This is a genomic window from Amycolatopsis sp. MtRt-6 (assembly GCF_017308975.1).
Taxonomy (GTDB): domain Bacteria; phylum Actinomycetota; class Actinomycetes; order Mycobacteriales; family Pseudonocardiaceae; genus Amycolatopsis.
Genome location: NZ_JADWPD010000042.1, coordinates 20591 through 32773 on the forward strand (window position 1 = coordinate 20591; position 12183 = coordinate 32773).

Sequence of the window (12183 nt, forward strand, 5' to 3'; positions counted from 1 at the left end):
GAAACCGGAGGTCCGCCCGTGAAAGCCTGGGAAGATCTCGTCGGCACCGCCCTCCTTGGCACCCGGCGGCGCACCCTCGACCCCGCCACCCAGCCACCGGCCGTCCGGGAGCTCCTCGCCGACCGCCGAGACCCCGCCGAACAACTGCTCGCCGCCGCGGCCGTGCTCAGCACCTACCGCAGGGCCGGCCGGCAGCCGCTCCGCGACGTCCGGCCGCTGCCCGTCGCCGCCGAAGACGAGCGACCCTTCGTGCCCCCGCTCGCGCGGGAACGGCTCGGCCGCCTCCTCGCCGCCAGCCATCCCGACCTCCTGCTCGAATGGCTCGGCATCGTCGCCGGCACCGGTTACCGGCTCCCGCCGGAGACCCTGCCGCTGCTCGCCGAGGCCGCCCGCACCAAAGCCGCGCTGCGGAGCCCGCTGGCCGCCGTCGCCGGGCCGACCGGCGCCTGGCTCGGGCAACGCAATCCCGACTGGGCCTTCCTCGCCGCACCCGCGGAAGAGCAGGCCGACGTCTGGCAGTACGGCAGCCTCGCCCAGCGCCGTCGCTGGCTCGCCGCCAAGCTCGCCGAAGACCCCGACGCCGCCCGGGAAGCCCTCATCGCTTCCTGGAAGAGCGAGCCCGCCGACGTCCGGGCCGACTTCCTCGGCGTGCTCGCCGGGCACGTCCGGGCCGACGACGAAGCCTTCCTCGAAGCCGCGCTGACCGACCGCGCGGCCGCCGTCCGGGAACAGGCCGCCGAGCTGCTCGGGCGGCTGCCCGGCACGCGCTACGGACGCGGCATGGCCGAACGGCTCAAACCGCTGGTCCACCGCCGGAACCGGGTGCTCACCGTCGCCCTGCCCCCGGGCGAGCGCGGCGACGGCACGGTCCGGCTGCGCACCCTCGTCGCGGCCGCTCCACTGTCCTTCTGGACCGAGTTCGGCCCACCCGCCGAGGTCGTGCGGATGACCGTCGAAGGCTGCCCGGCCGCCGTGCTGCGGGACTCCTGGGCCACCGCCGCCCTGCGGCAGCGCGACGAAACCTGGGCGCAGGCCCTCATCGGCGCCGACCCCGGCGGGCGCACCACGCCACCGTTGCTCGGTGTGCTGAGCCCGGCGAGCCAGGCCGCCACCATCGGGCACCTGATCAGCCGGCTGCCCGTCGAATCGTTCGCGCGGCTGGTGCACGAACTGCCCCGGCCGTGGACGAAGGAGCTCGGCACCGCACTGCTCGACTGGATCGCCCGCCAGGACGACCACCGCCTGGTCTCGCACGCCGCCGTCGTGATCGCCCGTGCGGTCCCGGCGGAGTGCCTGCGCCACCCGCTGGCCACCACCCGCCTGACCATGGACGCCGGGCCGTGGCGCCGGGCGCTCACCGAAACCCTGAACTTCCGCCGCGAAATGTACGAGGAGCTCGCATGACCGCCCCCACCGTCCTCCGGCCGCACGCCGAACAGGACCACGCCGCCGAGCTGGCCGCGCTGGCCGCCGCCGACGACCGGGCCAAGCCGCCCAACTGGAACCTGTCGCCGTGGGCCGTCGTCGAGTACCTCCTCGGCGGCACCCTGGCCGACGGCACCGTGATCACCCCGAAGTACGTCGGCCCGCGGCGGCTGATCGAGGTCGCCGTCGCCACCCTCGCCACGGATCGCGCGCTGCTGCTGCTCGGCGTGCCCGGCACGGCGAAGACGTGGGTGTCCGAACACCTCTCCGCGGCCATCAGCGGTGATTCGACGCTGCTGGTGCAGGGCACCGCGGGCACGTCCGAGGAGTCGATCCGCTACGGCTGGAACTACGCCCGGCTGATCGCCGAGGGCCCGAGCGCCGCCGCGCTCGTCGAAAGCCCGGTGCTGCGCGCGATGCGCGACGGCAAGCTGGCCCGGCTCGAAGAGCTGACGCGCATCCCCGCGGACGTCCAGGACTCGCTGATCACCATCCTGTCCGAGAAGACGCTGCCGGTCCCCGAGCTGGGCACCGAGGTGCAGGCGCGCCCGGGCTTCAACCTGATCGCGACGGCGAACAACCGCGACAAGGGCGTCAACGAGCTGTCGAGCGCGCTGCGGCGGCGGTTCAACACGGTCGTGCTGCCGCTGCCGGACAGCGCCGAAGCCGAGGTCGAGATCGTCAGCAGGCGGGTCGCCGAGCTGGGCGCGTCGCTGAAGCTGCCCGCGGAAGCCGCCGAGCTGGCCGAGATCCGCCGGGTGGTCACGGTGTTCCGCGAGCTGCGTTCGGGCCGCACCGAAGACGGCCGCACGGCGGTGAAGTCGCCGTCCGGCACGCTGTCGACCGCGGAGGCGATCAGCGTGCTCACCGGCGGGCTCGCCCTGGCCGCCCACTTCGGCGACGGCGTGCTGCGCCCGCACGACGTCGCGGCGGGCATCCACGGCGCCGTGGTCAAGGATCCGGTGGCCGACCGCGCGATCTGGATCGAATACCTGGAAACCGTGGTCCGCGAACGCGACGGCTGGGCCGACTTCTACCGGGCGGGCCAGGAGATCTCTTGACCACACACCTGCTCGGCATCCGCCACCACGGCCCGGGGTCCGCCCGGGCCGTGGCGACGCGGCTCGCCGAACTCGAACCCGACGTCGTCCTCATCGAGGGCCCGCCCGAGGCCGACGCCCTGGTCGAACTCACCGAAGACCCGGCCATGCGGCCGCCGGTCGCGCTGCTGGCCTACGCCCCCGACGACGTCTCGCGCGCCGCGTTCTGGCCGTTCGCCGTCTTCAGCCCCGAATGGCAGGCGCTCACCTACGCCCGCGAGGCCGGCATCCCGGTCCGGTTCTGCGACCTCCCGGCCGCGCACACGTTCGCCGCGGCGCCGGACGAGCACGCCGGCCCGCCGGTCGATCCGCTGGCCCTGCTGGCCTCGGCCGGCGGCTACGACGACCCGGAACGCTGGTGGGACGACGTCGTCGAGTCGCGGCGGGACACCGAAAACCCGTTCGAGGTGATCGCCGACGCGATGACCGCGGTGCGCGAGGACGAAGAACCGCCGCGGGGCAACGAAGCCCGGCGCGAGGCCTACATGCGCTCGGTGCTGCGCCGCACCCGCAAGGACGGCTTCGAGAACATCGCCGTCGTCTGCGGGGCGTGGCACGTGCCCGCGCTGGCCGACCCGCTGCCGCCGGCGTCGCACGACCAGGCCGTCCTCAAAGGACTCCCGAAGCGGAAGGTCGCGTGCACCTGGGTGCCGTGGACGCACGGGCGCCTCGCCACGGCCAGCGGCTACGGCGCGGGCGTGCGCTCGCCCGGCTGGTACCACCACCTCTTCACCACGGCCGGCGACGTCACCACCCGCTGGCTGGCCGGTGTCGCCGCGGTGCTGCGGGAGGAGGACCTGCCCGTCTCGACCGCGCACGTCATCGAGGCGGTCCGCCTCGCCGAGACCCTGGCCACGCTGCGGGGCCGGTCGTCGGCCGGGCTCGCCGAGGTCACCGAAGCCACCCGGTCCGTGCTGTGCGGCGGCGACGAGGTGCAGGTCGAGCTCGTCACGCGGCGGCTGGTGGTCGGTGAACGGCTCGGCGAGGTACCCGGCCGCGTCCCGCAGCCGCCGCTGGCCGCGGACCTGACCGCGACCGCGAAACGCCTGCGGCTCAAGAAGGACCCGATCGTCAAGGAGCTCGACCTCGACCTGCGCACGCCGGGCGGGCTCGACCGCTCGAAGCTGCTGCACCGGCTGCGGATCCTCGGCATCGAGTGGGGCAGCCGCGAGGCGTCGGCGCGGCGGAACAAGGGCACGTTCCGCGAAACGTGGGCGCTCTGCTGGGAACCGTCGTTCGAGGTCGACCTGGTCGCGGCGGCGGTGTACGGCACCACCGTGCCCTCGGCGGCCACCGCCGCGGTCCGCGGCACGGTCGAAGGCACGCCCCCGCTCGACGAGGTCACCACGGCCGTCGAAAACTGCCTGCTCGCCGACCTGCCGGAGGCGCTGCCCGAAGCACTGGCGGCGCTCGACGCCCGGGCGGCGGCGGACGCGGACGTCGCCCGGCTGATGTCGGCCCTGCCGGCGCTGGCCAGGGCAACCCGCTACGGCAACGTCCGCGGCACCGACACCGGCGCGCTGCGGGCGGTCGCCGACCGGATGCTGGACCGCATCTGCGCCGGCCTGCCACCGGCCACCCACGGCATCGACGACGACGCCGCGGCCCGGCTGGCCCAGCTGGTCGACGGGGTGCACGACGCGACCGCCCTGCTGGGCGACGAGCCGAAGGAACGCTGGCTGGCGGCGCTGGCCCGGCTGGCGGAACGGCCGTCGCTGCCCCCACTGCTGGCCGGGCGGCTCACCCGGATCCTGCACGACGCCGGGCAGTTCGACGCGCTCGACGTCGAGCTGCGGCTGGGTCGCGCGCTCACGCCGGGCGTCACGCCCTCGGCGGGCGCGGCGTACGTCGAAGGCTTCTTCGACGGCGGGGCCCTGCTGCTGGTGCACGACGAAAGCCTGCTGCGGGTGATCGACGCGTGGCTGGCGGCGATCCCCCCCGACCTCTTCACCGAGGTGCTTCCGTTGCTGCGCCGCACTTTCGGGGCCTTCAGCGGCCCCGAGAAGCGGGCGATCGGGCAGCGCGCGGCCGGGCTCGCCGGCGCCGCGCGGGCCGTGGCGCCGGCCGACGAACTCGACGAGGACCGGGCCGAGCGCGTGCTGCCGGTGCTGGCGACGCTGCTGGGGGTGGGGACATGAGCACGGACACGGACCGGCTGCGGCGCTGGCGGCTGGTGCTGGGCGGGGACGGCGCCGGGCCGGGGTCCGGCCTGGACGGTCAGCTGTCCGATGAGGACAGTGGGGTGGACGCGGTGCTGGCCGCGCTCTACGACAAGCCCGACGAGGAGGCCACGGGCGGGCCGCGCAGCGCGGGCCTGGGTGCGTCGGCGCCGCGGGTCGCGCGCTGGCTGGGCGACATCCGGCGGTATTTCCCGAGCACTGTCGTGCAGGTCATGCAGCGCGACGCGGTCGACCGGCTCGGGCTGACCCGGATGCTGCTGGAGAAGGAGCTGCTGTCGGCGGTCGAGCCGGACGTCCACCTGGTCGGCACCCTGCTGTCGCTCAACGGCGTGCTGCCCGAGGAGACCAAGGAGACCGCGCGCGAGGTGGTCCGCAAGGTCGTCACCGAGCTGGAGGAGCGGCTCGCCGAACGCACCCGCGCGGCGATCCGGGGCGCGCTGGACAAGGCGTCGCGCACGCACCGGCCGCGTCCCGGCGACGTCGACTGGGCGCGCACGATCCACGCGAACCTCAAGCACTACTCCCCCGACCTGCGCACGATCGTCCCGGAGAAGCTGATCGGCTTCGGCCGGCGGCAGCAGGCGGTGCAGCGGGACGTGATCCTGGCCGTCGACCAGTCGGGGTCGATGGCGGAGTCGGTGGTGTACTCGGGGCTGTTCGGCGCGGTGCTGGCGTCGATGCGGGCGCTGAAGACGTCGTTCGTCGCGTTCGACACGGAGGTCGCGGACCTCACCGAGCACCTCGCCGACCCGGTCGACGTCCTGTTCGGCACCCAGCTGGGCGGCGGCACGGACATCAACCGGGCGATCGCGTACTGCCAGGGCCTGGTCGAGCGCCCGGAGCGGACGCTGCTGGTTCTGATCAGCGACCTGTACGAGGGCGGCGACTCCGACGAGCTGCTGCACCGCATCGCCGAGCTGGCCGGCGCGGGGGTCCAGGTGGTGACGCTGCTGGCGCTGTCGGACTCGGGCGCCCCGTCGTACGACCACGAGAACGCGGCGGCCCTGGCCGAGCTGGGCATCCCGGCCTTCGCGTGCACACCGGACCAGTTCCCCGAGCTGATGGCCGCGGCCATTCGCGGCGACGACCTGCAGGGGTGGGTGGCCCGGGAGAGCAGCTGAGTTGCGGAATGAAACCGACCCCGCGGCGGTTGACCGGAACGTGGGACAGCTCCCACGGGAAGGACGGCTCACGATGAAGGTCCGCAGCTCGATCCGTTCGCTCGCCCGCCGGCCGGGCGCCCAGGTCATCCGCCGGGGCACGAAGGTGCTGGTGATCAACAAGGACAACCCGCGCTCGAAGGCCCGCCAAGGCTGACCCGAGCAGCCGCACCGGCCCCGGAACCCCACGGTTCCGGGGCCCGCTCGTGCCCCGAGGGGCATCACCCGTGACCGGGCGGGCAGCGGCACACGTTCAGCAGCGGTACTCGAGGCGCAGCTTGCCGATCAGGCCGTACCACGAGGCCGGGAAGTGGCCCGTCGCCAGGAAGCGGTACTGGCGGCTGCTGTCCGGCATGTTCTGGGCGAACTTGTTCGGGTCCGGCGTGTTCGGGAAGCTGTTGCCCACCAGGCCGATCTCGGCGCCGTTGCGGTCCAGCACGTGCGCCCACATCAGCCAGGCGTCGTTGTCGTCGCTGCTGGTGACCGTGCCGTCGAACGAGGCCGTCCCGTCCGGGTTCAGGACCCACGTCGCGCCGTGGAACAGCGTGCAGTCGCCCGCATGCAGGTCGTTGGCTGTCCGGAACGTGATACCGGTGGTCGTGGCCGAAGCCGGTGCGGCGACGGCGACGCCGCCACTCAGCACGGCCAGCGCCACCGCCGCCGATTTCACCCAGTTGACAAGTCGCATCAGTGTTTCCTCCCTGATCACGTGATGGTGTGTGCTCATCACCGTGACACGGCGGAAAATCGATCACCAGGAGCCGGCGGACACGGAACACCACCCGGAAAGACCGTCTTTCCGCTGCCCGAAAAGGACCTCAGCGGGCGAAGCGCAGGACTCCGTCGTCGAGCCGGGCGAACCGCATGTCGGCCAGGTCGAGCAGGTAGTTCTGCCGCATCATCCAGGGCCGCCGGACGCCCTGCTTCGGCAGGCCGTCCGCGGCCCGCTTGATGTACCCCGACTGCAGGTCCACGATCGGCCGCGGCCGTCCCGCGCCCGCCGCCGACGCCGCGTCCGGCACGCAGAACGCGAACCCGTGCCGGTCCAGGTACGCCAGCAGGCGGCACACGTACTGCGACGCCAGGTCCGCCCGCAGCGTCCACGAGCTGTTCGTGTACCCCACGCACCACGCCAGGTTCGGCACCCCGCCGAACATCGTCCCCTTGTACGCCCGATGCTCGCCCGGCTCGATCGCGCGGCCGTCGACCGTCAGCGTGATCCCGCCGAACGCCACCAGCCGGAGCCCCGTCGCCGTCACGATGACGTCCGCCGGCAGCGAGCGGCCCGACTCCAGCGCCACGCCGGACGACGTGAACCGCGCGATCCGATCCGTCACGACGTCCGCTCGGCCCGAACGCAACGCCCGGAACAGGTCCGCGTCCGGCACCAGGCACAGCCGCTGGTCCCACGGGTCGTACGACGGCGCGAAGTGCGGGTCGACCGGGATCGACGCCGGCAGCTGCGCCGCCACGCGTTTGCGCAGCACCTGCGCCGCCCGGCCGGGCAGCCGCCGCATCAGCTGGAAGTACAGCGTGCCCATGACCACGTTCTTGCCGCGGACCACCCGGTGCGCGAGCTTCTCCGGCAGCAGGGCCCGGAGCCGGTCGGCCAGCGCGTCCCGGCCCGGCCGCGCCACGACGTACGACGGCGACCGCTGCAGCATCGTCACGTGCGAAGCGCGCGAGGCGAGCGCCGGGACCAGCGTCACGGCCGTCGCGCCGCTGCCGATCACCACGATCCGCTTGTCCGTGTAGTCCAGCGCGTCCGGCCAGTGCTGCGGGTGCACGACCTCGCCGTCGAACTCAGCCCGGCCGGGGAAGTCGACGACGTGCCCCGAGTCGTACGAGTAGTAACCACTGCACAGGTACAGGAACCGGCAGGTGAACGTGGCGCCGTGCGCGGTCGAGACCGTCCACCGCGCGTCCGGCGACGACCACGACGCCGCCACGACCCGGTGGCCGAAGCGGATGTGCGCGGTGACACCGAACGCGGAGGCCGTCGACCGGATGTAGCTCAGGATCGACGGGCCGTCGGCGATCGCCTTCGGGTCCTTCCATGGCCGAAACGGGTAACCGAGAGTGAACATGTCCGAATCGGACCGGATGCCCGGATACCGGAAGAGGTCCCAGGTGCCGCCGATCGTGTCCCGCGCTTCCAGCACGGCGTACGTCTTGCCCGGCAGCCGCTCCTGCAGCCGGCAGGCCGCGCCGACGCCGGACAGGCCGGCGCCCACGATCAGGACGTCCACGTGCTCGGTCATGACGGCAGCCTACGAGGTGGGGACCCCGCCGGACCGGGTCGGGGCACCGGCCCGGCGAGGAGGCCTTACACCAGGATCACCTTCGTCGCGCCGAAGGTGCCCGCCATCGGCACCACGACGGCCCGGTCACGCACCGTGACCGTGACGCTGTCCTGCAGCTGCGTCGGATCCGACACGGCGAGCTGGGTCCGGCCCCCGCACCGCCCGAGCGCGACCGACGCCGGGCCCGACACGCTCAGCTCACCGACGGAGCCCGCCGCGAAGAAGTTCGCGAGCACCGTGCCGCCGGCCACCCGGACCGCCTGCGCCACCGGGGTGTTCGCCAGCACGCGCCACGCCCGGGACGCCGTGAGCGTGTCGATCACCGACGCGCCCGGAAGCACCGCGTACGCGTACTTCGCGTCCGTCGGCTTGACGCCGTGTTCCAGGACGAGCTTCTGGTACCGGCGCGTGTTCGGCGTCGTGGTGCCCTTGGTGTTGGCGCCCGTGTCGATGTCGCGCCACGCGCCCGTCCGGTCTTCGCGCACCGCCGTCACCGAGGCGTCGTCGAGGAACACGTACCCGCCGACGTTCTCCAGGTGCGCCCAGCGCGGCCGCCGCAGCGCGGAGGCTTTCCCGAGGTCGGTGGTCACACGCCGGCCGTCGGCCAGCAGCGCGCCGCGGCCACCTTCGCCGAGGTTGCGGTTCTCGATCGTCGTGCGCACCGCGTACCCCGATGTACTGGTGATCCCGGCGCCGAGGCAGACGATCCCGTCCGGGGTGAAGAACCACGACTTCTTCGCGACCAGCGACCCGTCCCAGCTCGTGAAGCCGAACGCGTGGGCGCCGTGCCGCGTGTCCCAGCGGACGCCACCGGTGTGCGGGTTCGGGCCGACCGGCACCCCACCGAACTTCGGGTCGACCGGGCCGTCGTGCTCGGTCGTGCCCGGCAGCAGCAGCGGGTCGACCGTCGGCCAGTAGGCGTCGGTGTAGTGGCCCTTGGCGTTCGGCAGGAACGTGTAGAGCACGCCGTCGCCGACGTGGTAGCCCTTCAGGTTCTGGCCGTTGATGGCCTCGTAGCGCGAGATCCGCGTCGAGCTGACGCCGAGGGAAGCCGACCAGCCGTCGGTGACGTGGACCAGCCGGTCCTGCTGGCCGAAGATCCGGTGCGTCGCCTCGACCCGCGCCGGCCGTGCCCCCGAGGCCAGCATGTCCTGCGCGAACTCGATGCCCGGCGTCGCCACCAGGTCCGGGCCGGGCGCGAACCGCTCCGGGTCCGGGATCTTCAGGAACGGCGCGTACTCGCCTTCCTTGATCCACTTCGCGGCGAGGGCGTTCAGTTCGGTCTTCGTCCTGCCCGACGCCGTCCGGGCCAGCACCAGCGTCGCGACGGTGAGCTGGTGGCCGATGTCGTGGCCGGTCTCCCCCTGCCGCGAGAGCATCCGCCCGCGCACCGGTTCCATCAGCGCGCCCGCGTGGACGAAGGGGGCGAAGCTGTCCGCGACCAGGGCGTAGATCTTGTCCTTCAACGGCTGCGGGAGCGCGTGTTCGGTGCCCTGCGTGACGTGGATGGCGCCGGCGAGCGCGCTCAGCAGCACGATGCCGTAGTGGCCGGGGTACGGGATGGTGTCGTGCTGGATGAACGAGCCGTCGACGTGGAAGCCGTCGCCGGCCGCGCGGTCCAGTTTCGCGACGACGCTCGCCGCGCCCCCGCCGGCGACGTCGGTGAGCGCGTCGACGCCGGCCTTGATCCACGCCGTGTCGCCGAGCATCGCGCCCGAGACGATCGAGATGAGCGCCTTGTCCGCGCGGTTGGCGCCGGTTTCGATCACCGACGGGTTGTTCGCGCGCAGGTTCGGGTTGCCGACGAACCGCTTGACCGGCTTGAGGTAACGCGCGAGCTGATCGGCGGTCAGCTCGTCGGCGACGACCACCAGCGTGTGCAGCAGGTAGTACGGGATGCCGATTTCGTAGGTGTACCAGTTGCCGATTTCACCGACGTTTTCGTTGTACTGGCTGGTGTAGAGGAGTTCCAGCGCGGCCTTGACGCGGTCGAGGACGTTCGCGTCACCGGACAGCGCACTGCCCGGCGTACCCCAGTCGACGGCGATCGCGCGCAGCCGCGCGTACATCGACGTCGTGTAGTCGCTGCCCGGGCCGAGCGGCAGGTCGGTCCACAGTGGAACCCCACCACCGGCCACGGAAAGGCTCGCGTTGTAGGTTTTGGCGACGCGGCCGAGGTGGGCCAGCGCTTCGGCGCGTTCCGGCGACGGCCGGTTGATGCCGGTCTGCAGCTGCCGGTAGGCGGCGACGATCGGCGCGGTCGCGGCGGGCACCGCGCTCGCCGCTTTCGCTCTGTTCGGGGGCGCGGCGAGGGCCGGGCGGGTCAGGAGCACGGTGGAAGCGGCCGCCAGGGCACCACCGCGCAGGGCATTTCTCCGGTTCACGGGCATGACAATGCCTCCCAGGATCAAGACATCCTTGGCTTGCGGGGGGAACGGGATTCAGTTGTGCGGCGGCGGATTTTGTTCTGTGCGGGCGCTCGGCCCCGGAAACTGTCGGTGCCGAGCGATAGAGTGGAACCGGGGGGCGCCCCCGCGGGCCGGAGGCGCCCCCCGGGTCAGCGGGAGCCGTCGGTGCGGCGGGGCAGCTGCCAGGGGTTGGCCTCCTGCAGGGGTTCGGGCAGCAGAGCGTCGGGGAAGCCCTGCCAGGCGATCGGGCGCAGGAAGCGCTCGATCGCCGCGGTGCCGACCGACGTCGTCGTCGGTGCGGTTGTGGCCGGGTACGGGCCGCCGTGCTGCTGGGCCCAGCTCACCGTCACCCCGGTGGGCCAGTCGTTCCACAGCAGCCGGCCGGCGATGCGGGCCAGCGACGGCAGCACCGGGCGCAGCCAGTCCACATCGGACTCCTCGCCGTGAATCGTGGCGGTGAGCCCCGGTTCGATCACCTCCAGCAGGCGCAGCAGCTCCGCCTGGTCGGCGTAGGTGACGATCAGCGACGCCGGCCCGAAACACTCCTCGTGCACCGTGGCGCCGCCCTCGAGGAACTGCTTGCCGGTCGTCGCCAGCAGCGTCGGCGTGAACGCGGGCGACGAAGAATCCGACGAAGCCACGACCTCCACGCCCGGGACCTTCCGCAGCTTCGCCAACTGCGACGAATACCCGCCGGCGATCCGGTCGTTCAGCATCGGCTGGGCGGCCGCCCCGGAGAGCGCCGCGCGCAACGCCTCGGTCAGGCCGTGGTCCTCCGGCAGGAACAGCAGGCCCGGCTTGGTGCAGAACTGGCCGGCGCCGAGGGTGAACGACCCGGCGTAGCCCTTGGCCACGGCTTCCCCGCGCGCGGCGATCGCGGCCTCGGTCACCACCACCGGGTTGACGCTGCCCAGCTCCCCGTAGAACGGGATCGGCCGCGGCCGCGCCGCGGCGATGTCGAACAGTGCCCGCCCGCCGGGGATCGAGCCGGTGAACGACGCTGCCGCGATGCGCGGGTCTTTCAGCGCTGTGACGCCTTCGTCCTGGCCGAAGATCACGTTGAACAGGGCGGCCGGCGCGCCCGCCTTGATCAGCGCCTCCCGCACGATCGAACCGGTCTGCGCGGACAGCTCCGGGTGCCCCGGGTGCGCCTTGAGGACCACCGGGCAGCCCGCGGCCAGCGCGGACGCCGTGTCCCCGCCCGCGACGCTGAACGCGAACGGGAAGTTGCTCGCCGCGAACACCAGCACCGGCCCGATCGCGGTCTTGACGCGGCGGATGTCCGGCCGCGGGCCCATCGGCCAGTCCGGGTCGGCGTGGTCGACGGTGGCGCCGAGGTACTCGCCGTCGGCGAGGACCTCGGCGAACAGGCGCAGCTGGAACGTCGTGCGCTTCAGCTCGCCCGCCAGCCGCGGCGACTCGGGCAGGTGCGTCTCGGCGTGCGCCAGCGGGACCAGCTCGCCCGCGGCGGCGTCGAGGGCGTCGGCGACGGCGGTCAGCCAACCGGCCCGTTCGGCCGGGGTCGCCTCGGCGGCGGGACGGGCCGCGTCGGCGGCTCCCGCCAGGATCTTCTCGAGCGTGGCGGCGTCGGTGGCCTGGCTCATCGG

General features: G+C 73.1%; 9 protein-coding genes. 5 read left to right on the forward strand and 4 right to left on the reverse strand.

Translation table 11 applies throughout. The annotated features are described in order from the left end of the window. Positions 1-18 precede the first annotated feature (18 nt). From I4Q55_RS43830 to I4Q55_RS43850, 5 genes are all read left to right on the forward strand, one after another. Positions 19-1404 (forward strand): DUF5691 domain-containing protein, encoded by a 1386-nt coding sequence (locus tag I4Q55_RS43830; RefSeq protein WP_206796652.1) that lies wholly within the window; start codon positions 19-21, stop codon positions 1402-1404. Further along, positions 1401-2486 carry an AAA family ATPase gene (locus I4Q55_RS43835; protein WP_091314914.1) on the forward strand — a complete coding sequence of 362 codons (1086 nt, stop codon included), beginning with the start codon at positions 1401-1403 and terminating at the stop codon, positions 2484-2486. The genes I4Q55_RS43830 and I4Q55_RS43835 overlap by 4 nt, the downstream gene beginning before the upstream one ends. Next, a complete protein-coding gene (locus tag I4Q55_RS43840; RefSeq protein WP_206796654.1) occupies positions 2483-4663 on the forward strand; it encodes a DUF5682 family protein in 2181 nt (726 codons plus the stop codon). Before I4Q55_RS43835 ends, I4Q55_RS43840 begins: the two co-directional genes overlap by 4 nt. Then, a complete protein-coding gene (locus tag I4Q55_RS43845) occupies positions 4660-5826 on the forward strand; it encodes a VWA domain-containing protein (protein ID WP_206796656.1) in 1167 nt (388 codons plus the stop codon). Before I4Q55_RS43840 ends, I4Q55_RS43845 begins: the two co-directional genes overlap by 4 nt. A gap of 73 nt (positions 5827-5899) precedes the next feature. Then, positions 5900-6022 carry a ribosomal protein bL36 gene (locus I4Q55_RS43850; RefSeq protein WP_103347484.1) on the forward strand — a complete coding sequence of 41 codons (123 nt, stop codon included), beginning with the start codon at positions 5900-5902 and terminating at the stop codon, positions 6020-6022. A 96-nt stretch (positions 6023-6118) separates the two neighbouring features. Here I4Q55_RS43850 and I4Q55_RS43855 read toward each other — a convergent pair whose 3' ends face one another. The 4 genes from I4Q55_RS43855 to I4Q55_RS43870 form a co-directional block, all read right to left on the reverse strand. Then, on the reverse strand, positions 6119-6553 hold the full coding sequence (locus tag I4Q55_RS43855) for a DUF6294 family protein (RefSeq protein ID WP_206796657.1): 435 nt from the start codon (positions 6551-6553) through the stop codon (positions 6119-6121). Positions 6554-6683: 130 nt separating this feature from the next. Beyond that, positions 6684-8126 carry an NAD(P)/FAD-dependent oxidoreductase gene (locus tag I4Q55_RS43860; protein WP_206796659.1) on the reverse strand — a complete coding sequence of 481 codons (1443 nt, stop codon included), beginning with the start codon at positions 8124-8126 and terminating at the stop codon, positions 6684-6686. A 65-nt stretch (positions 8127-8191) separates the two neighbouring features. Then, complete coding sequence (locus I4Q55_RS43865) at positions 8192-10558, reverse strand: polysaccharide lyase 8 family protein (protein WP_206796661.1); 2367 nt, start codon at positions 10556-10558, stop codon at positions 8192-8194. Positions 10559-10725: 167 nt separating this feature from the next. Further along, positions 10726-12180 (reverse strand): aldehyde dehydrogenase (NADP(+)), encoded by a 1455-nt coding sequence (locus I4Q55_RS43870; protein ID WP_206796663.1) that lies wholly within the window; start codon positions 12178-12180, stop codon positions 10726-10728. Positions 12181-12183: the final 3 nt, after the last annotated feature.